The 22,940-nt window shown below is 66.7% G+C and carries 20 protein-coding genes; 6 read left to right on the top strand and 14 right to left on the bottom strand.

Annotated elements, in window-relative coordinates:
• The first annotated feature begins 61 nt into the window (after window positions 1-61).
• A complete protein-coding gene (locus BJL86_RS01030) occupies window positions 62-892 on the top strand; it encodes a CPBP family intramembrane glutamic endopeptidase (RefSeq protein ID WP_075844755.1) in 831 nt (276 codons plus the stop codon).
• Window positions 893-958: 66 nt separating this feature from the next.
• On the top strand, window positions 959-2,446 hold the full coding sequence (locus BJL86_RS16680; protein ID WP_232229002.1) for an LCP family protein: 1,488 nt from the start codon (window positions 959-961) through the stop codon (window positions 2,444-2,446).
• 33 nt (window positions 2,447-2,479) lie between these two features.
• Here the strand turns inward: BJL86_RS16680 and BJL86_RS01020 are convergent, their stop codons facing one another.
• From BJL86_RS01020 to BJL86_RS00955, 14 genes are all read right to left on the bottom strand, one after another.
• On the bottom strand, window positions 2,480-3,394 hold the full coding sequence (locus BJL86_RS01020; RefSeq protein WP_067475397.1) for a DUF8176 domain-containing protein: 915 nt from the start codon (window positions 3,392-3,394) through the stop codon (window positions 2,480-2,482).
• Between the two features lie 51 nt (window positions 3,395-3,445).
• Window positions 3,446-3,757 (bottom strand): hypothetical protein, encoded by a 312-nt coding sequence (locus BJL86_RS01015; protein WP_067475400.1) that lies wholly within the window; start codon window positions 3,755-3,757, stop codon window positions 3,446-3,448.
• An 839-nt stretch (window positions 3,758-4,596) separates the two neighbouring features.
• Complete coding sequence (locus BJL86_RS01010; RefSeq protein ID WP_067475403.1) at window positions 4,597-5,508, bottom strand: DUF5926 family protein; 912 nt, start codon at window positions 5,506-5,508, stop codon at window positions 4,597-4,599.
• A gap of 47 nt (window positions 5,509-5,555) precedes the next feature.
• Window positions 5,556-6,530 carry a glycerophosphodiester phosphodiesterase gene (locus tag BJL86_RS01005; RefSeq protein ID WP_082908561.1) on the bottom strand — a complete coding sequence of 325 codons (975 nt, stop codon included), beginning with the start codon at window positions 6,528-6,530 and terminating at the stop codon, window positions 5,556-5,558.
• Window positions 6,531-6,852: 322 nt separating this feature from the next.
• A complete protein-coding gene (locus BJL86_RS01000) occupies window positions 6,853-8,124 on the bottom strand; it encodes a fatty acid desaturase family protein (RefSeq protein WP_067475406.1) in 1,272 nt (423 codons plus the stop codon).
• 57 nt (window positions 8,125-8,181) lie between these two features.
• The gene (locus BJL86_RS00995) at window positions 8,182-9,234 is read right to left on the bottom strand and encodes a flavin reductase family protein (protein ID WP_067475409.1); all 1,053 of its coding nucleotides are present in this window, start codon (window positions 9,232-9,234) and stop codon (window positions 8,182-8,184) included.
• A gap of 132 nt (window positions 9,235-9,366) precedes the next feature.
• Window positions 9,367-10,266: a DUF4328 domain-containing protein gene (locus BJL86_RS00990; RefSeq protein WP_067475413.1), complete on the bottom strand. Its 900-nt coding sequence runs from the start codon at window positions 10,264-10,266 to the stop codon at window positions 9,367-9,369.
• Window positions 10,267-10,322: 56 nt separating this feature from the next.
• A complete protein-coding gene (locus BJL86_RS00985; protein ID WP_067475416.1) occupies window positions 10,323-13,070 on the bottom strand; it encodes a fumarate reductase/succinate dehydrogenase flavoprotein subunit in 2,748 nt (915 codons plus the stop codon).
• Entirely contained in the window at window positions 13,067-13,813 is a 747-nt protein-coding gene (locus tag BJL86_RS00980; protein ID WP_156515339.1) for an ABC transporter ATP-binding protein, read from the bottom strand. The genes BJL86_RS00985 and BJL86_RS00980 overlap by 4 nt, the downstream gene beginning before the upstream one ends.
• Window positions 13,814-13,881: 68 nt before the next feature.
• Window positions 13,882-14,775: an ABC transporter permease gene (locus tag BJL86_RS00975; RefSeq protein WP_067475418.1), complete on the bottom strand. Its 894-nt coding sequence runs from the start codon at window positions 14,773-14,775 to the stop codon at window positions 13,882-13,884.
• The gene (locus tag BJL86_RS00970; protein ID WP_197487602.1) at window positions 14,772-16,190 is read right to left on the bottom strand and encodes an ABC transporter substrate-binding protein; all 1,419 of its coding nucleotides are present in this window, start codon (window positions 16,188-16,190) and stop codon (window positions 14,772-14,774) included. The genes BJL86_RS00975 and BJL86_RS00970 overlap by 4 nt, the downstream gene beginning before the upstream one ends.
• An 11-nt stretch (window positions 16,191-16,201) precedes the next feature.
• Window positions 16,202-17,176 carry an IS481 family transposase gene (locus BJL86_RS00965; protein WP_067475423.1) on the bottom strand — a complete coding sequence of 325 codons (975 nt, stop codon included), beginning with the start codon at window positions 17,174-17,176 and terminating at the stop codon, window positions 16,202-16,204.
• Between the two features lie 142 nt (window positions 17,177-17,318).
• Complete coding sequence (locus tag BJL86_RS00960) at window positions 17,319-17,549, bottom strand: 4Fe-4S dicluster domain-containing protein (RefSeq protein WP_067475426.1); 231 nt, start codon at window positions 17,547-17,549, stop codon at window positions 17,319-17,321.
• Window positions 17,550-17,554: 5 nt separating this feature from the next.
• Entirely contained in the window at window positions 17,555-18,310 is a 756-nt protein-coding gene (locus tag BJL86_RS00955) for a GntR family transcriptional regulator (protein WP_067475428.1), read from the bottom strand.
• 372 nt (window positions 18,311-18,682) lie between these two features.
• Between BJL86_RS00955 and BJL86_RS00950 the strand changes: the two genes are divergently transcribed.
• The 4 genes from BJL86_RS00950 (at window position 18,683) to BJL86_RS00935 (ending at window position 22,922) form a co-directional block, all read left to right on the top strand.
• A complete protein-coding gene (locus tag BJL86_RS00950) occupies window positions 18,683-19,636 on the top strand; it encodes a TIGR03560 family F420-dependent LLM class oxidoreductase (protein ID WP_231887239.1) in 954 nt (317 codons plus the stop codon).
• A 136-nt stretch (window positions 19,637-19,772) separates the two neighbouring features.
• A complete protein-coding gene (locus tag BJL86_RS00945) occupies window positions 19,773-20,402 on the top strand; it encodes a TetR/AcrR family transcriptional regulator (protein ID WP_067475431.1) in 630 nt (209 codons plus the stop codon).
• Window positions 20,395-21,324 (top strand): ABC transporter ATP-binding protein, encoded by a 930-nt coding sequence (locus BJL86_RS00940; protein ID WP_067475434.1) that lies wholly within the window; start codon window positions 20,395-20,397, stop codon window positions 21,322-21,324. The genes BJL86_RS00945 and BJL86_RS00940 overlap by 8 nt, the downstream gene beginning before the upstream one ends.
• The gene (locus tag BJL86_RS00935; RefSeq protein ID WP_067475435.1) at window positions 21,321-22,922 is read left to right on the top strand and encodes an ABC transporter permease; all 1,602 of its coding nucleotides are present in this window, start codon (window positions 21,321-21,323) and stop codon (window positions 22,920-22,922) included. The genes BJL86_RS00940 and BJL86_RS00935 overlap by 4 nt, the downstream gene beginning before the upstream one ends.
• Window positions 22,923-22,940: the final 18 nt, after the last annotated feature.

Below are 22,940 nucleotides of genomic sequence, written 5' to 3'. Positions count from 1 at the left end.
CGGGGCCAGCCGCGGGCGACCTAGACTTGCGCGCATGGTGGCATCGGCGAGCGTGAACGGGATGGGCGCCAGGCTGCGCGCCTTCACAGCGCGCATGTCCGCGCCCGTGGCCGAGCCCGTCACCGACCCTCGTCGGCGCCGATTCCTGTGGCTGGAGATCGCGGTCGTCCTCGCCGTGACATTCGCTCTGTCCGGGTACACCTCGATCCTGTCGATCGTGCAGGCGCTCCTCGATGCCGCGCCGCTGAACGAGCAGACGCAAACGCTCAACGCCTCTGCCTCGCAGAACCCGTGGCTGGATCTCGCCTACCAGCTCGGACGCATCGCGAGGCTGACGGCGTGGGCCCTGCTTCCGCTCGTACTGCTGTGGCATTCGCGGATCTCGGCGCGCGCAATGGGCCTCGCCGTGCCGCCGGGCCGGGGACGCTGGCCCGCGGTGCGCGGGGACTTCGCCCGCGGGGTCGCTCTCACCGCACTCATCGGTATCCCCGGCATCGCGCTCTACCTCGGCGCAGTCGCGATCGGCGCGAACGCGACAGTGGAGGCCTCGGGCCTCGGAGCGTCGTGGTGGCGGATACCCGTGTTGTTGACGTCGGCGCTGGCGAACTCGGGCGCGGAGGAACTCGTCGTCGTGGTGTACCTCGCGATCCGGCTGCGCCAGTTGGGATGGTCGGTGCCCGCCGTCATCGCATTTTCAGCCGTGCTTCGCGGTTCTTATCACCTGTATCAGGGCTTCGGCGGCGGGCTCGGCAACCTCGCGATGGGCGCAGTGTTCGTTGCCTTTTGGCTCGCTTTTCGGCGTGCGTGGCCCCTTATCTGGGCGCACTTCCTGCTCGACGCGTTCGCGTTTGTCGGCTACGCGGTGCTCGCTCCACACGTGAGCTGGCTTTGATAACGCTTGTAGCGCGAACAGCATGTTGCGAACCGGCGCTCAGACATCGTCAGTAAACTACTGCGCGTGTCTGATGAGTCGATGCGGAGACATCTGTCCCCCGAAGAGGCCGCCGAGCAGCGGCGACGTGCCCGCGCACGGCGTGAGGCAGCGTCGCGCCAGGTCCCCGAGGGCAGGCCTGCCCCGGCTCCCAGGCAAACGCCCGATCCGTCCGGACAACCCCGGCACGCGGCCGGACCGGCCGCAGGCCAGAACCCGCCGAATCCGAACCGCACCTACGGCCGGTTCGACCCGGGACCTGGGCGAGGCGCCGCGTACGGCGCGGGCGCAGCAGGTGCCGCAGGTGCCGCAGCCGGCTCCCCCGCAGGTGTTCCACGTGAAACCCCTCGCGGCGCGCCGGCTGGGTCCGGTGGGTCCGCCGGACCCAGGTATCAGCCCACCCAGCAACCCGAACGATTCGACGACGGCTATCATTCCGAGCGTCCGCGCCGCGCGAGTCGCCACGCTCCTCCGCAGAATCCGGTGGTCCAGCGTCCCCAGCGCGGACGCCGCCCGGCCCCGCGGCCTGCGGCACGCACCGCCCCGCGCAGGAAGCGCCGCTTCGGGTTCTTCCGCATTCTCGCCCTCCTGCTCGTCGTCATCCTGACGGCGGGCGTGCTCACCACTTTGTGGGCGGATTCGAAGCTGCAGCACGTCGATGCGCTGTCGGACTACCCCGGTAAGCCGGGCGGCACCCCGGGCACGGTGACGCTCGTCGTCGGTACCGACTCCCGTGCCGGCCTCACAGAAGAGGAGCAGGCGCAACTCGCGACGGGCTCGGAGCAGGACGCCGGTGGCGATCGCACGGACACGATGATGCTCGTCTACAAGCCTGCCGACGGCGGCAAGCCGATGATCATTTCGATCCCACGCGACCTGCTGGTCGATATCCCCGAGTACGGCGAATACAAGATCAACGCCGCCTATTCCCTGGGCGGCCCGAAGATGCTCGTACAGACGCTGGAGACCGAGACCGGCATCCGGATCGACCACTACGCCGAGATTGGTTTCGGCGGTTTCGCCGGCATCGTCGACGCGGTTGGCGGCATCGAGATGTGCCTCGACGAGCCCATTGACGACCCGGACGCGGGCATCAATCTCGGCGCTGGGTGCCAAACCCTCGCCGGTCCGCAGGCACTCGGTTTCGTCCGGACCCGACACGGATTCGCCCAGCAGGACCTCGACCGCGTGCAGAACCAGCGCAAGTTCCTGTCGGCGTTGATGAGCGAGGTCACCAAGCCGTCGACTCTGCTCAATCCGTTCCGGGTCTCCCGACTCGTTTCGGATGGCGCGGCCACGATCCGCGTCGACGAAAAGGATCACATCTGGGATCTGGGAATGATGATGTGGTCGATTCGTTCGGAGCCGGTCACCGCGACGGTGCCCTTCGACGGCATGGCGGACGGCGCGGTCGGCTCGTACCTCGTGTGGGGCGATACGACGAACGCGTTCTTCGACAATCTGCGCCGCGGCGCCACTCCCCCGGCGGACCTGTACGAGATGCCGCCCGCCTAGCCGGGACCGCTTCGACGACACGGGCGGTCGGCGTCATTTCGCCGGCGCGCTGGTGTGTTCGATCTTGTTGATCACGTAGATACCGTTGTCGTCGAGGCCAGTGTGTATCTGCTGGTGGATGACGATCGGATCGGCATCGGGTCTGCGCTCCGACAGCCTCACGGAAACGACATCGCCCCCGTCCGCGGTCGCTTCCAGGCAGTGAGTCGTTCCCTCGGGAAGCATCCCGATGCCCTCGGAGTCGAGGCGGACCGGATCGAGACCCGCTTCCTCGGAGGTCAGATCCACAGCACGGACCGGGTCTTTTTCGACGTAGTAGGCATGCTCGAACGCCGCAACGACGCCGACTTGGGATAGCCGATCTCCAGGACCATTGCCGCGAAAGAAGTTCTCGCCGTGCTCGGTTTCGCAGCCCTCGTCTTGTTCCACGAGCGGCACCTTCGCCGATTGGGAGTCGATGTCGGCTACTTCAGACACCGAGGCGGCGCGGGTTCCATCGAATCCGTCGCCGAGCGCGAAGCCGCTGGCGATACATGCCAGCAGCCCGGCGAGCGCCGCGGTCGTTTTGAGCGCGCCGGTGCTGGATCGCGTAGGCGCGCACGACTCATCGAGTTCGGACGATAGCTCGTCGGTATGTGCACCAGGTTCGGCGCTTATCTCCTCTTGGGTCGATTCTCTCCGCACGCGTGCCCGGAGTGATGCCGCGAGCGCGGCCTGCGGGCGAGGGACGAGATCGAGTTCCAGCGGAGCGTCCACCGAGTTCCCGGGAACGGCGAGAACTCCTTCTTCGAGGCCCTGATCGTCCCTTTCCCTGTCGTGTGTTTCGGCCGGATCCTGTTCACGGTCGGCGTCGTCGGGTTGTGCTGACGGCCCGCCGGCCTGCGATTCCAGGCGCGCGGCGGCGAGACCGTTGTCGATCGCGGAGCGGATCCACGGAGGGGTGCTCATATAATCGTCCACCTTTCTCTGCCACCGCGCGCCCGGGGCCGGGACCGTCTATCAGGGGCGGTGCACCGGTATGTTGACTCCCGGGAGATTCATCTCGTTGACTCCTTGTGCCACGTCCCCGACCGAACCCATCACGTTGTTGTGGGTCTGGTTTGCCGACGCTTCGACACCTTGGCGAACGTTCGGGTCTGCCGCCGCGGCCGCAGTGGAACCGAGTGCCGGAAGTGCAGCCGCGCCGACGACCGCGCCGGCTCCGGTAATCGCCGGTGCCGCAGCAGCCGCGCCTGCGGCCCCCGCAGCGAGCGGACCGAGACCTGCAAGAGCGGCAGCGATGGCCGCGCCGATGGGAGCGAAAATGATCATGAATCTACCTTTCGGGGTATGGGTTTTCTGGTGGGACGCCCAGCGGAGCTAGCCGATCCGCAACGGACGCAGAGGTTCCGGTTTCGGCGGGTTTACCGGTAATTGATTGATGGTGAGAGTCGGGAACGGAATGTCCGGAACGACCAGCGGTTCCGGCACAGGCGCCGGTGCGGCCGGCCATGGTTCCGGGCGGTTGGGAAGCCGCTGTGGTGGTGCGGGCGAGTGTTGCCCGGGGTTGGACCGCGCGCTGCCCGAGAGGGACGACTGCCCCGATCCTGCCGGAGATACCGCGGGCTCCTGCGGTGGGTTCTCGGCCTCCTCTCGTGGAGGAGCGTCCGAGCGTTCCGGCGACGAGGTTTCTTCGATGGACGGGGGATGCAGCCCGGGTTGCGGCCTGACCTGAACGTCCGGGTTTCGGCTTGGCCGGATCGAGGGGTTGTCAACGAGACCGAACAGTTCCTCTTCCGCCCTTTCGACGTGCCGCGCGGCATTTTCCGGGGTGGCCGAATGCGTGGTGTTGGCGACGAGGAACCCACCGCAAACAGCTAGTGCACACGAGACCGCGTACACGGTCGACACGATCGGTTTCCGCACGTCTTCTCCCCTGGGCGCATGGTCTATGAGACACAGGCCTGATATTGCGTGCCTGCACAAGGAAGTAGAACACCGCTGTGCGTCGCCGTGGGGGCGCTACATTTACGCCGGGCTCCGGCGGCGGAACCTCAGTGGGATCCGAAAAGAAGAACTCCCCGCAGAGCGCGAACCGCCGTCGTCGGTTCGCCCCTACGGGGAGTGTGTCTTCGGCCCGGGCAGTTTCTTCGCCTGGGAAGGGTGTGAAGTTAGCGCAAGGTCACCTGGCGTGCGCGCAGACCATTGCGGGAGGCGCGCTCATCGCTGGAGAGTTCGCCGGTTTCGGCGAGCGCTTCGGTGAACTTGGTGTCGAGGGTGGCCAGCCCGTCAGTCCAGTGGTCGGAAGGCTTGGTGTTGTCGAGGTCGAACACCGGAACCAGCAGCCCGGTCGTGCGGAAGGACCCGGCGAACGACGAACCATCACCAAGGGTGAGTTCGCCGCGATTGTGCAGGCGCGCCATCGCGTCGAACAGCGCATCCTCGTCCTCGGGCCGCACCCAACGGATGTGTGCGCGCTCTCCTGCATCTACCCACCACGCGGCGTCGGCGCCGGGGGTGTCGATTCGCGCGGACGGCATCATTGCGCTGTTGGCGTGCTGGATGGCCTGGGCGATCTGCGGATGGACCTCGGCACCCTCGGCGGCCCACCACGCGAAATTGTCGTGCACGGTGACTTCGAGGGATTCGTTGCCCCCCAGCAGCTCGGCGAGCTCTGGGTCCTCGTCCGAGGGCTCTGCGGCCTGCAGCGTATCTCCCGCCTCCGACTTCGCGACCCACGCGAGAGACGCAGCAAGGTCACGCTCGGGGGCGAGGCCGTATGCGGCGGTCTGCAGACCGACGAAGGACTCGGTCCCGCTGGGTATCGCGCGCGTCAGCGCCGCGATCGCGCCCGGCAACACCGTCGACAGGTATACGGGGTGATCCACGCCTGCGAGCTCGACCTTGGCGGTGGCCGAAGGCACGAACTGCTGCATCGCGACGATGTCGCATTCCCCGACTACCCCGGCGAAGGGTCGCGGGTTTCCGGCGAGCTCTTCGCGTTCAGCCGCGCGAGCGGCGAGTTTCGCCTGACGGTTGGAGTCCGTCTTTGCTTCGAAATTACGACGACTTTTCTTTGCCACGTGTTCGGACTTTACGGCACACGGAGCCCGATCGTTGAAATCTTCGCCTAGTCGCGGTCTGCAAAACTTCCGTGCACCGTGCCGATTTCGGCCGCGCGCATCTGCTCGTCCTCGTTGACCCGCGCCAGCGTGCGGGCGGGGAAGTTCGTGCCGATCCAGTCGACGCCGAGACGCTTGCACAGTTCCACATCGGCCGGGTCGTCGACCGTCCAGCAGTACACGGCGAGCCCGCGCTGGTGCCAGTGCTCGACGAGGAACGGTTTGGCGCGGATCGTGTCGATCGACGGGCCTACGACCTGGATCCCGTAGTTCTCCGCCGGCAAGGGCTTCGCCCCGGTCCGGTAGTGGCGCAGCTGCACGCGCGGGATCTGCGGCGCGATCTGCCCGAACCGGTGCACCGCGAGTATGGAGAAGCTCATCATCACCGCGCGGGACTCTCCGTGCGAACGCGGACGGTCCAGCCCGAAGTACCTGAGCTCCTCGGCCAGCGCCCTCTCGACCCGGCCGCCGGCGACCACCGGATGCTTGGTCTCGATGAACGCCCGCGCCTGCGGGTAAGCCTCGATGAGTTCGAGCAACTCGCGCAGCGCGAGCGGCGGCTCCGGCTTGCGGTGGCGCAGGTGCCACGAGCCGACGTCGAGAGTCTTGAGCTCGGCCAGCGTCGACAGGCGCACCTTGCGCGTTTCCTCGCTGACACGGGAGGTATCCGAGTCGTGGATGCACACCAGGTGCCCGTCGAGTGTCATCCGGATATCGCATTCGATCCCGTCGGCACCCTGTGCCAGCGCGTTCTCGTACGCAACGAGCGTGAGCTCCGGGTAGTCGCCCGAAGCGCCACGATGAGCGACGACGCGCGGGTTCTCGCCGGGCCGCAATGCCAAATCCCCACTCGGCTTGGGCCGGCGCACGGGCGCGATGCGGCGGGAACGCGGTCGCGGCTCCGCGCTTCGTCCGCCGCCGGCCGAGATGGCTCGCGGCTGGTCCGACGGTGTCGGATTCGTGCGCTTTCGCGTGCGCAGCATGACTTCCCACCTTGCGCTAGAGGAAACACGTTCCCGGTGCGAAAGTGGCCCGGTGGATTCGGGCATCCCTCGCGCCGTGCTGTCTTCCCTTACGCTGCATTGCCCAGGATGCGAGCGGGTTAACCCCAGGCAATCAGCGGTCTAACTTCACCGCAATTTCCGCGCGCGAGAAAATCGCGGGCGTGCGGCATCATACATGATTTTACGACGATGACACGACCACGAACCAGGACAGAGATCGTCGGCCAGCCCCATTTCGGGCCGCCACCTCGACACCGACACCGACCATGACGCCGCGCACCACGTAGCTCAGGGCGTCCCTCTAGGCGAAAACCTTCGGACGCACCTTCTTGAGCATCGCGAGACCCTTGCGGAGTTGGCGCCGTCCGGTCGCCTTGGCGATCTCCGGATTGCTCGAAAAGGCCGCATCGGAGCGCACCTCGGGAGCGTTCGAAGCGTCGGCACGAAGCATCGAGTTCGGCAGCGAAAGCTTCAACAACGTGCGTTGCACCTGGTAGAACTGCTTCGGGAATGAGTCGACGTTGTAAGGCAAGCCGAATTCCTCGGCGATGTCCTGCACCTCCGCGCCGATCTCGGACAAACGATTGGAAGGCATGTCCGGGAACAGGTGGTGCTCGATCTGGTAGTTGAGATTGCCGGACATGATCGTGAGGAGCTTGCCGCCCGTAAAGTTCGCCGAACCGAGCATCTGGCGCAGATACCACTCGGCGCGGGTCTCATCGTCGAGGGTGCGTTTGGTGAATGTCTCGACGTCGTCGGGGAAGTGACCACAGAAAATGACGGCGTACGCCCACACGTTGCGCATGAAGTTGCCGATCATCGCGGTTTGCCCGGCGCGGGTGGCTCCATGGTAGGCAGCCCGGTAGACCGGCTTTCCCGTGGCCAGCGCGACGGCACCGGAGACGCCCGCCGAGACGAGCGGGAAGGCGACGTAGTCCTTGAGAGCCTGCCGGCGCACCTTGCGGAGAGTCTCATCGAGACGCCTCATCGTCTCTTCCTTCGACTGCTTCCCCGCGAAGTAGGCTCCCAGTTCGACGTCGTAGAAGCCGACGGCCCACTGGAACAGGCTCGCGAGCAGAGCGTTCGTCACCGGCTGCGCGAGGTGGTACGGAGACCAGCGCCGATCTCGGGTCACTCGAAGGACCCCGTACCCGATGTCATTGTCCATCCCGATGATGTTCGTATAGGTGTGGTGGGTGACGTTGTGGGTGTGCTTCCACCCCGATGACGGGCCCACGTTGTCCCATTCCCAGGTGGACGAGTGGATCTCCGGATCGTTCATCCAATCCCACTGGCCGTGCATGACGTTGTGCCCGATTTCGAGGTTCTCGAGGATCTTTGCGACTCCGAGAGTCGCAGATGCCGGAATGAACGCTTTCGGTGTCAGCGCGATCGCCGCTCGCGAGGCGAGTTCGAGCCCCCGCTGCACGGCGATGAGGCGTCGGATGTACTTGACGTCCGACTCCCCGAGGCTCTCGCGGTGTTTCTTCTCGATCGCTTCGAAACGGCGACCGATCTCCTCGACGTCCTCATCGGTGAGATGGGCGTACGCCGTGATGTCCTGGACGGCCATGTGCGTCTCCTTCGATTGATGGTTCGTTGTTCGTAAAAAAGTGAGTGTCGGGCGGCGCTAGTGCTGTCCCGCCCGGATCTTCAGGTACCCGGAGGGAACGCTGACGCAGGTGCGCACATGCTCCCCTTCTCCGTAGTTGGTGCCGTCTCGCAGATCTACGGCGACGCCGCTTTCGACCGTCGACACACACGTCCGGCAAATGCCCATTCGGCAGCCGTGGACCATATTCAGTCCCGCGGCCTCGCCGGCCTCGAGAATCGTCGTCGTCCCGTTCGATTCGCACTGCACGCCGGTGTCGCCGAACTCGATCTCACCGCCCGAGGTGCCTGCGGAATCCAGCGGGGAGAAGAACTTCTCGGTCACCGTCTGCGGCCATGCCTCGCTGACCGCGTCGAGTAGCTCGCTCGGTCCGCACGCGTAGATGGCGCACTGGTCGATATCCGGCACCAACTCGCGAATCGCATCGACGTTCAGGCGGCCGCGTTCGCGGGAGTCCCAGTGCTCCAGCCTGTATTTCGGCGCCCTCTCAGCGAGTTTCTGGAGCTCCGGACCGTATGGCTCGGACGGCGCTGCAGCACGCTCGGAGTGGATATGGACCGCGTCCGGCCAGTCGCCCGCCGAGTGGTCGCTGTCGAGCCAGCGGAGCATCGAGACGACCGGGGTGATCCCCGCGCCCGCCGTCAGGAACACAGCCTTCTTCGGCAGAGGGACGGGAAGATAGAAATTCCCCGACGGCGCGGTGAGCCGAATGAGTTGACCCGGCTGCGCCGAGGTCGCGAGCTTCTGCGAGAAGAGACCGTCCGGGACCGGCTTAATGCTGATGGTGAGCAGCGAACTTCCCTCCCCGGGCGCTGACGTCAGCGAATAGGAACGCCAGACAAAGCGCCCCTGCACCTGCAGCCCTACGCCGATGAACTGACCGGCGTGAAAATGAGGGCTCAGACCAGGGCCTGGTTTGATCCCGATGGTCGTGAACCCGTCGTGCCGCTCCACCGTCTCGACCCGGCCGCGCAGCTCACGCCCGCGCAAGGGATCCAGCAGCGAGGCGTAGTCCTCTGGAAGCAAGGGGGTGGTGAAGACGGTCGCGAGGCGACGCAGCGCACGGGTCATGACGTAACTGTAACTGTCAATGTTAATCAACGCGAAAGTTGAAGCCATGAAGATGGTTAATTTCATACATCCCCGAGGGCCATCACGCTGTCGGCGCCGACGCCGGCGACGGAGAGGGAGCTGAGGAGGGCGTTACCCGGCGAAGTTCAGCCGCCGCACTGCTGCGGTCCCGTGTGCAGCCGCAAGTGCGCGACCGAGCAACGCCGCGAACACCGCCGCGGACGCCGACAACACGGCCGCGAGGAACAGCGCGTTCGCCTCGGCCTGCGTTCCCGGCCGCAACAACTGCGACCAGTACACGACCCCGATCGCCTGGTTCGCCACTAGCGCCCACCACGCACCCCATAGGCGCCGACGGGCGCGGGGGTCGGCGCGCCGGAGAACGGGCGCCACCTCCAGCAGGAGGACAGGCAGATAAAACAGATTGACCCCGGGAATGACGGCGGAGAGCACTATCTGCCAGCGGCCACGCGGATCCGCTGCGCCATTCGCGACGCCCCGCGGGTCCGGTGCGGCCTTGCGGTAGGCATAGCCACGTAGCGCGAGGACGGTGCGCACCCCGGCGACCAGCGTCGCCAGCGCGATAGCGAACACGACGATAAAGCCGAGCCGGACGGCCCAGGCGCTCGTCGCCTCGACCCACCACTGCACCGAATCCCCGCGGAAGGCAACGAGGATCGCGTAGCGGACAAACCCCAGGAAGGCCGCGGCGCTCCCGGCGATGAGAAGCCAGCGCGACACTGCGCCGAGCGCGCCGAGGTGCTCGCGGAGCCTGTCTCCGTGCGCGGTGTTCGCGCTCGCCGCCGACCTTGTCCCGCCCGCTTCGAGGGCCGCTCCCGGTCGCGGGAGACCCCACTGCGGGGTACGGCCGTATGCGGGGCTCGGCTCTGAGCGCAGGCGGAATTGCTCGCGTTCGGCGGTACGGCGCCGCTCGAGGAAGGCCTCTTCAGGCGAGGGCGGTGCCCCTGGCGCGCCGAAGGGCGGGTGGGCCTGCCACCGCCACTGATTCGACGCGCTCGGAGATGTATCCACACGTCCATGCTGGCACACCGTCGCCGCTTGGCGTGTCAATCGGCACGCGCTCCTGATCAACGAGAGGCGCCTACCTCTTCGTTGTCTCGCTGGAGCTGAATGCGGGCGTACGCGCGAACGTCGGCATCGCCATCGTCCAGCGCGCTTGTGAGGACCGGGACGAACTCGGCGCTCCCCGACCACGTCGCCGCCGTCGTCACCGCGGCCTTGCGCACGTCGGCGTTATCGTCGGCGAGGCCGCGGCGCGCAATGTCCGCGGCACGGACTTCAGTGAGCGATGCGCTGGCCTTGACTGCGCCTTCGCGGACCCGCCACCCGGGATCGGCGAGCCCACGCTCGATCAGCGCGACGCGAGATGCCGGGTCCTTGGCCGGGCCCAGGGCCCCGAGCGAGGCCAGGGCGGCTGCGCGGACGAGCGAATCTGCGTCGTCGCACAGGCGCACCAGGGCCGTCGCCCCAGCCGGCGAGGCGATCGTTCCCAGCGCCTTGGCGGCGGCGACGCGCACCTCTCTGTCCTCGTCATCGCACGCGCTGGCGACTCCGTCACCGTCATCGATAGACGTCAATGCGCTTACCGCCTCAAGGCGGACGCGTGTGTCCGGGTCCGACACGAAAGAGAGGTAGATTTCCGCGTTTCCGACGCCCTGCGTGCGCAACAGGTAGAGGACGATTGCGCGGACTGCCGCGTCCGGCGATGCGTGTAGTTCGTCGAGCGTGCCCAGCGGAGGCAGGATTTCGACCAGCTCGCGCAGGGCCTTGACGGCATCCCTGCGCACGACTCGTTCGGCGTCGCCCAGCGCGGAGAGAAGCACCTGCTCGAACCCATCGGGCGTGTGCTCGGTCGCCTGCGCGATCGCGGCAGCTCGGACGCGTGGTTCGGGGTCATCGAGATATCGCGCGAGCTCGCCGGCGCTCGGCACGTCGAGGGCGAGAAGTTCGAGTATCCGCTCGGAGCCCGCCTCCTCGCTCGCGGGACCGCTGGTGGATTTCCTTGCCGAGGAGTAGGTCCCGGCGGTGTGAACCACCGGCGAGTCAACGGCGATCGGCTCGGCGTCGGCCGAGGGGATGTGGCCGAACTCTTCGACGGGCACGAGGTAGGGGTGCACGGGCCGCTTGAGGAAGCGCATCTCACCGGCGTCATCCTTGAACAGGTTGAGGTGGAAGCCCCATTCCTCGTCGCGCCGACCGCCGTCGAGGTCCGCGCGTTCGTGGTACAGCCCCCACCGCGATTCTTGCCTGGTGAGTGAGCTGCGGGCGGCCATTTCCGCGCAGTCGCGAATGAACGTCACCTCGGCGCAGCGCATCAGTTCATGCGGCGTGCGCCCGCCCATCTCCGCGATCTCATGGCGCATGCGCTCAAACGTCTCCACGGCAATGGCGAGTTTGTTGGAAGTCTTCGGCGGCGCCACGTAGTCGTTGACGAAGCGGCGCAGCTTGTATTCGACCTGGGGCTGCGGCGGGCCGTGCGGGTTGCGCAGCGGGCGGTAGATCAGTTCGTGGGCCTCGCGGATCTGCTCGTCAGGAAGCGCGCCGGGAGCACTCACCTCCGTGCGGCTCAGCGCTGCGTCCCTGCCCGTGAGTTCGCCGTAGACGAAGGCGCCGATCATGTAGTTGTGGGGCACACACGCGAGATCCCCTGCCGCGTAAAGCCCGGGGACGGTCGTGCGTCCGTGGTCATCGACGGCGACTCCGGATGCCGAGTGCCCACTGCACAGGCCGATCTCGGAGACATGCATCTCGATGTCGTGCGTGCGGTAGTCGTGCCCACGGTTGGCGTGGAACGTGCCCCGCGTGGGCCGCTCGGTGGTGTGCAGGATCGACTCGAGTTCCGACACCGTTTCCTCGGGAAGGTGGGAGACCTTGAGGTAGATCGGTCCCTTGGCGGATTCGATCTCCGACGTCACTTCCTTGATCATCTGCCCCGACCAGTAGTCGGAATCGACGAAGCGTTCCCCGTCGGCGTTGACCTGGTACCCGCCGAAGGGGTTCGCCACGTAGGCGCAAGCCGGCCCGTTGTAGTCCTTGATCAGCGGGTTGATCTGGAAGCATTCGATTCCGCTGAGTTCGGCCCCGGCGTGGTAGGCCATCGAATAGCCGTCCCCGGCGTTGGTCGGGTTCTCGTAGGTGCCGTAGAGGTACCCCGAGGCGGGGAGCCCCAGCCGGCCGCACGGCCCGGTCGCGAGGATCACAGACTTGGCGCCGACGACGACGAATTCGCCGCTGCGGGTGTTGAACGCGGCGGCGCCGCATGCGCGGCCGTCGGTGCCGACGAGCACGCGGACGGGCATGAAGCGGTTCTCGATTCGAATCCGGGCGCGGTTGTTCTTCTTGCGCAGCTCCCGGTAGAGCGATTTCTTGATGTCTTTACCTTCGGGCATCGGCAGCACGTAGGAGCCCGAGCGGTGGACGCGCCGCACCGCGTAATCGCCGTACTCATCCTTCTCGAACTTCACCCCGTAGCGCTCGAGACGCTTGACCATGGAATATCCGCGCGTCGCGGTCTGCATGATCGTGCGCTGGTCGACGATCCCGTCGTTGGCTCGGGTGATCTCGGCGACGTAGTCCTCGGGGACCGCCTTGCCGGGAATCACGGCATTGTTGACACCGTCCATGCCCATCGCCAGGGCCCCGGAGTGTCTCACGTGCGCCTTTTCCAGCAGGATGACGTCGGCGCCCTCTTCCGCGGCGGTGAGCGCAGCCATCACCCCAGCGGTGCCGCCGCCGATGACCAGGACGTCGCAGTCGAAGCGAACCGCGTCGTCGACCGCGGGGATATCAGTTGCGGCGTTGGTGGTGTCGTTCATTTCCGTGACCTCGTTTCCCCGAGTGCGTTCAAGATCCTGGCGCGGGCCGCATCCGCATGCTCGCGCCTATCGGTGCCGTCGGAGGTATCGCGGGAACCAATCGCGATGTCCTCCCGGATCGATCCGTGGGCGGACAAGACGACGACACGGTCGCCGAGCGCGAGGGCTTCCTCGACGTCATGGGTGACGAAAACGACCGTGGTGGGATGGGCGTCGAGCGTCCTGATGAGCAGGCTCTGCATGGCGTGACGCGTCTGCGCGTCGAGCGCGCCGAAGGGCTCGTCCATGAGCACCGCGCGCGGGGCGCCGGCGAGGCCACGGGCCAGCTGCACGCGCTGGCGCATCCCGCCCGAGAGCGACCGCGGCAGGTAATCGCGGAAGTCGGAGAGCCCGACCTCGGACAGCCAGCTGTCGACCTGGTCCCGGCGCTCGGTTTTGGGGACGCCGCGCAGCCGCAGCGCGAGGTCGACATTCCGGGCCACGGTGCGCCACGGCAGGAGCACGTCCTCCTGGAACACCATCGCCCGGTCGCGGGACGTCGTAGTGACGGGCCGTCCGTCGGCGAGGATCTGGCCGCGCCGCGGAGTACTCAGGCCGGCGATCGCGCGCAGGAGCGTCGATTTTCCGCAGCCTGATGGGCCGGTGAGAACAAGGATCTCCCCCGCGCCGATGGTGAGCGAGAGGTCATCGAGGATCGTCGAGGCCCCGATATCGATGCCGAGGTCGCGCACCTCGATGGACATCGCCTCGGATGCGGCCTCGGGCTCAGATGCCATCGCGGTCGACGTCGCCCGTCCTGGTGATTCGATGGTCATTGTGTCCTCTCTCCCCGCGGTAGCCACGAGGTGACCTTTCGGCCGAGTATTTCCACGGCGGCCGAGGTCAGCGACCCGAGGATGCCGATGGTGATCATTCCGACGAAGGTGCCGGGATAGTCGACGATGGTGTAGGACTGCCAGGTCCGATAGCCGACCCCGAGGCTTCCCGAGATCATCTCGGCGGAGATGACGCAGATCCACGCAACCCCGAGCCCCACGGATAGGCCCCCGAACACCCCGGGGAGGATCCCGGGCAACACGACGTGGAGCAGTACGTCCCGCGGCCTACCGCCGAGCGTGCGCACGGAGTCTTCCCACAGCGTTGGCAGGGCACGGACGGCATGCCTCGTGCTCACCATGATGGGGAAGAACGCGGCGAGGAACGTGATGGCTACGATGCCCGATTCGCTCGTGGGGAACATGAGGATCGCGACCGGGACCAGTGCGATCGCGGGGATCGGCCTGATGATCTCGATGAGCGTGCCGAGGGTGTCGGCCGCGACGCGGGACCGGCCGAGAGCGATGCCCGTGGCCACGCCCACGACGGCGGCGATGGCGAAGCCGGTGAGGATGCGCAGCAGCGATTGGATGATGTCGAGGTAGTACTCGAATTGGCCCAGTTGCTCGACGAATCGCGCGACGATCTCGGTGACCGAGGGCAGCGAGGAAAAGCGGAGGCCGGCGTCGACGTTCCACTGGGTCAGCCCCTGCCACACGAGAAGGAACGCGATGACGGCGGCGATGCTTCGGATTGCGCTGATGCGGCTTCCGCGGCGGCGCGTGCGGCGCTCGGTGTCGGCGCTTCGCGATGCCCGGCGCGCGGAGTCCGTGCCGGCGCGAGCGCCTGCGTCGGCGGCGGGGTCGTCCGCGGCGATCTGGATCGTCATGAAGCCACCTCGCTCACGGCGGTTTCGAAGTCGATCACGGTCGCTCCCGGGTTCTCGCGGACAAAGCCGTCGGCTTCGCTTTCGGTACTGAACGGGGTGAATGTGTCGTGCTCGCGCACCCACACCGAATGGTCGGCGAACCAGCGGGCGCCGTTCGCTCCGTCGCGGACGTACGCGGCGCGGACGCGCTCGCCGCTCTCGCGGGCGTGTTGCACGGTCTGGAGCAGGCATTCGGTCGTGGCGGCGACCCGCGTCTGGGCCTGCCCGTCGATCCACACCTCGCCGCCCACGCCCTCGCTAGTGACCGGGTTTCCGCACTCGTCGTTTTCGGCCTGGCCGATCGACCACGAGGCCGACGCGCTCGGTTCGTCGAAATAGTTCCGCCCGAGATCGCCGTAGACCTCACGGAGCGGGCCGTCGTCGACGAACTCGTCGAGGTCGAGGTCGGTGAACTCCCCGATCGAGTTGAGATAGTCGAAGTCGTCACCGAGCTTCTCGATCAGGTCGCTGCGCAGCGCGGGGTCGAATGCCGTGCCGGTCGGACCGTTGTACAGGTAGACGACCTCAGCGGGAAGGCCGGCGTTGTCGGCGACGATCTCCGCGGCCTCCACCGGATTGTTCTCAAGGAAGTCCGAGGCCTCGATCTGTGCCCGCAAAAACGCCTTGGTGACGTCGGGCTGCTCGGACTCGAGGCGGCTGGTGGCGACGACGCCATGAAGTGTCGGGGTGTTCGTTTCCGCCCCGTTGTATAACAGCCTGTTGCCTCCCTGATGAACGAGCTGGCCCGGCCACGCCACGAACTGGGACAGCGCATCGACCTGCTTCGACTCGAGCGCCGAGGCTCCGATTTGGGGCTGCTGGTTCTGCACGGACACCGACGCAGGGTCGACCCCGGCTTGCGCGAGACCGCGCAGCAGGAGTCCGTGGCCTGCCGAGCCCACGGACGCGGAGACCTTCCTGCCGGCAAGGTCCGCGATATCGCGAAGGGGCGAGTCTTCGCGCACCACGACCGAGTTCAGCGAGCCCTTGCTGTCGTAGCCGGTGACGGACAGCATCTGGGTCGGCGACTGGCCCGCCGACCGGCTGCGTGAGCCGTTGATGAGCAATGGGTAGTCGCCCATGGAGCCGATATCGATCTTCCCGGCGATCATCTCGGCGGTGATGGGCGCTCCGGTGTCGTAGTCCTGCCAGCGGACCCGGTAGCTGTCTCCGGTGCGCTCACCGAGCTTGTCGAGTTCGGACTCGAAGTAGCCCTGGGCGCGCAGGAGCGTGCCTGCCGTCACGGTGTTGATCGTTTTCGACTGGTACCCGACGACCACCTCGATGTCTCCTTCGGAGGCAAGGGATTCGACGGAGCACGCCGTGAGGGAAAGCGCGAGAGTCGCGATGCACACGGGTGTGGTCAGTTTCTTGATAGCCATGTCGCCTAGTTGTACTGACCACGGAGGTTAGGTACGCGGTCGGCGGGTGTGGCGCCTCGTAGTGCGGTGTGGCCGCGGTGGTGATTGTATCGGTGGAGGAAGTCGGGGAATTCCTTCGCTCGTTCGGCCTCGTTTAGGTACGCGGTGGCGTAGGCCCATTCTTCGAGCATGGTCCGGTTGTAGCGCTCGACCTTGCCGTTGGTTTGGGGCCGGTACGGGCGTGTGCGTTTGTGGGTGATTTGCTCGCCGAGAGCGCCTGCAAATGCGTTCGACCGGTAGCAGGGGCCGTTATCGGTCAAGACTCTGCGCACGGTAATCCCGGCGCTGGCGAAATACGCGGCGGCGCGTTCCCAGAAACTGGCTGCGGTCTCCTTCTTCTCGTCCTCGAGTAGTTCGCTGTAGGCCAGCCGCGAATGGTCATCGATAGCATTGTGGATGTACCAGTAGCCCGTCCCGCGCCGGCTGTTGCGTTTACCTGTGGGGCGGCCGTGGACTTTGTGCCCGCCCCCGTCGGGGATCCGTCCGAGCTTTTTGATGTCGACATGGATCAGGTCCCCGGGTGCGGGGTGCTCGAAGCGGTGGACTTGTCGTGTGCTGGCGCGCACCCGGGCGCCTGTGGCCGGATCGGTGAATGCCAGTCGTACGCAGCCATAACGCGACAAGATCTTGTGCACGGTCGAGGGATGCATTCCCAGGTGGTAGGCGATTTTCGCCGGACCCCAGCGACGAGCGACGCGCAAGCCCACCACGCGCCGCTCCAGTCGGCGAGAGGTCTGACGCGGACTGTGGCGAGGGCGGCTGGACCGATCAGACATCCCCGCTGTGGCCTGCTCGCGATAGCGTGCACTCCAGCGGCGAGCTGTGGTCAGCGATACTCCGAACCGTTCGGCCGCGCGCGCCGGTAGCCACCCGTCCTCGACAATGCACCTTGCCAGACGCAGTCGACCAGTCGGAGTCAATGGGGCGTTAACGTGGGTCATGAAGGCCTCCGTTGTGGGTGTGGTTGCTTGGTCGCTTTCACACCTCACACGGAGGCCTTCCCTACGTCACCTCGACATGCCGAACACAGACACAACCTCTGTGGTCAGTACACCTAGTCGTTTCGTCGTGAGGGATGAGAGGTCAACGGAGCAGGTAGGGCATGTTGACGCTCACCGCGCCTGTGGGGCAGCGCGCGGCGCAGGGGCCGCAGTACCAGCACTCGTCGACGTGCATGTAGGCCTTGTCCGTCTCGGGATCGATGGCGAGCGAATCGAGCGGGCACGCCTCGACGCACAGCGTGCACCCACTGATGCACAAGGATTCGTCGATGGTGACGGGGACATCGTGGCGTTGGTTGTCGATCAAGGGCATGAGGCTTACCTCCTGGGGTCGTGGGGCCGCGATCCGCGCGCGCTGAGTGAGGCGCGGTCGCTACGTAGGCTGATGAACTCGAGGTCGACCGGGGTGCCCCGGCGCGTCCGGGTGAGCCGCTCCATGAGAACCAGCGGAGCGTGCGCCGGTACGTCGAGTTCCCTCGCGGTGTCGGAGTCCGCGGCGGTCGCCTCGATGAGGTACTCGGACTCCCCCAAGGGCGTACCGAGCGCGCCTTCGAGTAGCGCGAAAATGTCGTTGTGTTCCAGATCGGCACCGTCGATGCCGCGCCCGGCTTCCTCGGTGAGGTACGTGCGATCGAGGCTGAAGGGCACCGAATCGACGTGGCGTACGCGCTCGATGAAAAGCACCGGCGTGCCGGATAGGAGTTCGAGCCGGTCTGCGACGATCGGCGGGGCCGGGACGAAGGCCACGTCGCGCACGACGTTGACGACCTCGCCCGCCCCGCTCCCGTGGAACGACTCGCGGAGTCCGCGCAGTTCGTCGATGCGGTAGTTCACCTTCCGGTGCGCGACGGACGTGCCCCTGCCGGGGCGGCGATCGATGAGCCCTTCTGCACGCAGTTGGGTGAGCACCTCCCGGATGACGTTGCGTGAAACACCGTATTCTGCGGCGAGCTCTCCTTCGGTAGGGAATCCGCCGCCGAACGTGCCGCGGATTGCCTCTCGTCGCAGATAGTCGGCGACCCGGCGAACCTTGGGGCCACGATGGGCGACATCATTGCGCTCTCGCACTGTCATCGGGTCCTCCAGATTCCCTCGTCGTGATTGGCATTCTTTTCGTTCGGCGTGCCTACAAATAAGCTGGTCACGGCTCGATCTGTAAAGTTAGGAAGGGCTAATCAAAGTGCGTGGCGTCGAGCCTGATTTCGATTGCGCCGCCCACGCGCCGCTGAAATACGAGGTCGAGGGTCCGCCTTTCCTCGTTGCGCCACCTCCTCGCAGCCGCCAAGCCTTTGGTTCATCGAGAGCCCTTTCGACGGATGCGCGCCGCGCTTGCGGCCGGGGAGCGGCTCACGCACTCTGGGAACCAGAAACGAAAACGGCGCACGTTCGCCCACGAACACGACGAATGAACGCCCGCCCGACGTCATAAATCTGCAAAGGACAGCCATGCCAGCGAACTCAGACCGGATCGAACTGCGGGTACTCACCGAGCCGCAACAGGGGTCGAATTACCGGATGTTGCTCGACATCGCGAAGGCCACCGAGGAACTCGGCTATGGCGCGTTCTTCCGCTCCGACCACTACCTGAAGATGGGCGGCGTGAGTGGCGAGCCGGGCGTCACGGACGCGTGGATCACGCTCGCCGGGCTCGCGCGGGACACGAACACGGTGCGGCTGGGCACGCTGCTCACGTCGAATACGTTCCGCCACATCGGGCCGCTTGCGGTGTCGGTGGCGCAGGTGGACGAGATGAGCGGCGGTCGCGTCGAGCTCGGGCTCGGCGCCGGCTGGTACGACGACGAGCACACCGCATTCGGCATTCCGCAGCCTTCGGTGAAGGACCGGTTCGACGATCTCGAGGATTCGCTCGAGGCACTCGATAAGTGGTGGTATCGGAACGAGCGCGGCACGACTTTCGACTACACCGGGCACAATCTGCAGCTACGCGAGTCACCGACGCTCACGCGGCCGGTGCAGGAGCAACTTCCACTCATCGTCGGCGGACACGGCAAGAAGCGGACGCCGAGCTTCGCGGCACGCTTCGCCACCGAATTCAATGTGCCGTTCTCGCCCGCGGCGGACACCGCTCGAATCAACGGCTACGTCGATTCCGCCTGCGCCGAGGTCGACCGGGACCCGGGCACACTGCTGCGTTCGGCGGCACAAGTGATCTGCTGCGGCACGTCCGACGAGGAGCTCGCCCGCCGTGCCGACGCCATCGGCCGCGACCTGGACGAGTTGCGCGAGAACGGGCTCGCCGGCACGCCGGAAGAGGTCGTCGCAAAGGCGAGGTCGTACGCCGACGAGGCCGGGGTGTCGCGCCTGTACCTCCAGTTCCTCGACATGACCGATCTAGACCATCTCGCACTCGTGGCGGACAAGGTGCTGCCCGAGCTCTAGGCGGTGAGCGTCGGCGGCTGAACGACACGCCGCACCGATTCAGCGCCCTTGCAGGTCCGAGGACCGAAGGCCTAGGTTGAAACCGAGGCTGACTAAACATTCAGTCAGCGCCGGTTTTCACCCCAAAGGACCCGCCATGGGATTCGAGATGCCCGCCAAGGAACGCATCGTCGATGCCGCCATCGACCTGTTCGGCGAGCGCGGCTTCCAAGGCGTGAGCATCAAGGCCGTGGCCGAACTGGCAGAGGTGTCCCCGTCTCTGGTGATGCACCATTTCGGCTCCAAGTCAGGCCTCAAAACGGCGTGCGATCTCGAGGCCGCGGCCGAGTTCAAGAAAATGAAGACCGAGGCCGTCGAGGCGGGCGCGCTCCCGCTCACCCTCATGTTCGATCTCGCTCGTCGCAGCGACCACATCGTGCTCTACTTTTTTCGTTCCTTCGTCGAGGGTGGGGACGCGGCCGACGCGCTCTTCGATCAGCTCGTCGAGGATGCTCTCGACTACACCGCGGCGGGCGAGGAACGCGGCCTGGTCTACCCCGCCACCGACCCGCGAGCCCGCGCCGTCATCTTCCTCGTCCAGGGAATGGGCACCCTGCTCCTGCACCGCCAGATCCGGCGCCATCTCGGCGTCGACCCGGTATTCGATCCGCCCGAGGATCTCCTGCCATACATTTCCGCGGTCACGGAGATCTATTCGCGCCCCACCCTCAACGCCGAGGCGTACGAGGCGCTCCTCACCACCGCGAAGGACCCCGGCAATGAGTAACGACAGCCAGGTAATCATCGCCGAGAATCTCACCAAGACGTTCGGCGACTTCCATGCCCTCGACGGGCTCGACTTGTCCATCGACGCCGGGGAGGTGCACGGCTTCCTCGGCCCCAACGGGGCGGGCAAGTCGACCACCATCCGCATTCTCCTCGGGCTCCTGCGCCATACCTCCGGCGAGGTACGCCTCTTCGGCCGCGACCCCTGGCGCGACGCCGTAGCCCTCCATCGACGGCTCGCCTACGTCCCCGGCGATGTCGACTTGTGGCCGGGCCTCACAGGCGGCGAAGTCATCGACACCTTCCTCCGACTTCGCGGCACCTTCGACAAGACCCGGCGCGATGAACTCATCGAGCGTTTCGCGCTCGACCCCCGCAAGAAGGCACGCACCTATTCGAAGGGCAACCGGCAAAAGGTCGCGCTCATCTCCGCGCTCGCCTCGGATGTCGACCTGCTCCTCCTCGACGAGCCGACCTCCGGGCTCGACCCGCTCATGGAGGTCGTCTTCCAGGACGTCATCGCCGAGGCGACCGAGCGCGGCACTTCGGTGTTCCTGTCGAGCCACATCCTCGCGCAGGTCGAAGCCCTCGCCGACCGCATCTCGATCATCCGCGACGGGCGCATCGTCGAGACCGGCACGCTCTCGGAGCTGCGCCACATGACGCGCACGACGATGGAGATGGAGACCACCTCCCCTGCCCGGCCGCTCGCCGAACTCGCCGGAGTGCACGGCTTCCGCACCGACGGTGCCCGCTCGATATTCGAGGTCGACGGCGAGCGCGTCGACGAGGTCCTCCGCGCCGCCGCACCGCTGGGCATCCGCTCCCTCCTCGCCCATCCGCCGACGCTCGAGCAGATCCTCATCCGCCATTACGGCACCTCTGACGGCGGACGCCACGCCCATGAAGGTTCCGCGCCATGAGCCCCATCGCAGGCACCGCCACCCTCCTGCGCCTGATGGCGCGCCGAGACCGAATCCGCACCCCGGCTTGGATCGCCGGGATCGTGTTCTTCGCCGCCTACGTCACCATCGAGGTCGCCGCACTCGGCGACGACCCGCACAGTCTCGCGAACTCCGCCGTCCTCTTCGCCGACGCCATGGGCCGCCTCATGACCGGCCCGGCACTCGGTCTCGACGCGCCGAGTTCCGCCCGCTTCTTCGCCGCCGGATACGCCCTGTTCGTCTACATCCTCTTCGCGCTCATGGCGATCTTCACCGTCATCCGCCACACGCGCGCCGACGAGCAGTCCGGCCGCACCGAACTCGTCCGCGCGAACGTCGTCGGCATCCACGCCCAGCTCACCTCGGCGCTCATCATCACCGCCTTCGGCGCCGTCGTCTCCGCACTCGGCGTCTTCGCAGTGGCCCTCGCACGCGGCTACCCTGCCGGCGGCTCGGCGCTCATCGCGATCACCGCGCTCGCCGTCGCGCTCTTCTTCGCCGGTGTCGCCGCGCTCTCGGCACAGCTCTTCGAGTCCTCCCGCGCGGCATCGGGTCTCGCGGGCGCGGTCCTCGCCACCGCGTACGCCCTCCGCATGATCGGCGACGCCGCACGTTCCGGCGGCAGCCCTCCGTCGTGGCTCTCCCCGCTCGGATGGGCGCAACAGACCGGACCCTTCGTGCTCGACCGGTGGTGGCCGCTCGCCCTTCTCGCCGGATTCGGCCTGGCCTTCCTACTTGCCGGGTTCCGCCTTGCCGAGTTTCGTGACGTCGGAAGTGCCATTTTCTCCGGACGTCCCGGCCGCGCGACAGGCGGACCGGTCCTCGGCACGCCCCTGGGCCTTGCCGCCCGCCTGCTCCGCCCCGGGTTCGCGGCCTGGGGGATTTCGTTGGCCATCGCCGCCGCCGTGTTCGGCGCCTATTCGGCGTCGATCGCAGGCTCGGCCGACACCCTCCCCGAGGAACTCACCAAGGTCCTGTCCGCCGACGATCTCTCCGGCGGCTACCTCGCCTTCATGGTTCTCATCTTCGGTGTCTTCGCCTCCGCAGCGGCGGCGGGCGCCCTCGGGCAGCTGCGCGGCGACGAACTACGCGGCCGCACCGAGCTCCTGCTCGCATCGGGCGCCGGTCGCGGCCGGCACCTCGCAGCACAACTCACCGTCATCGCAGCCGCATCGATACTCATCTGTCTGGCGACGGGCCTGGCCACGGGCGTCGGCGCGTTCGCCTCCGGCACCGACGACACCCACGTCATCGCAGATCTCCTGCTCGCGGGCGCCAACCAGATCCCGGCCGTCCTCGCCGTCATCGGCATCGTCGTCGCATTCTTCGGCTCGCTTCCGCGCTTCGCCGCGGCCGCCGGCTGGGCCGTCATCGGCTTCGGCGGTTTCGTCACCGCATTCGGCGAACTACTCGACCTGCCACAGCCGCTCAAGAACCTCAACGTCTTCGGGCACGTCGCCGCCTATCCGGTCGACCCCGTCGCCTGGCAGCCGATCGCGTGGCTCCTACTCATCGCCGCGGCGGGCGTCGCCGCCGGATTCGCCGGCTGGTCAAGGCGCGAGGTCGACCACGCCTAACCGCGCCCGACTGCGTGA

The organism is Dietzia timorensis, assembly GCF_001659785.1.
GTDB classification, from domain to species: domain Bacteria; phylum Actinomycetota; class Actinomycetes; order Mycobacteriales; family Mycobacteriaceae; genus Dietzia; species Dietzia timorensis.
Note: the sequence above shows the minus strand (reverse complement) of the source record. Positions and strands in the feature narration are given on the sequence as shown.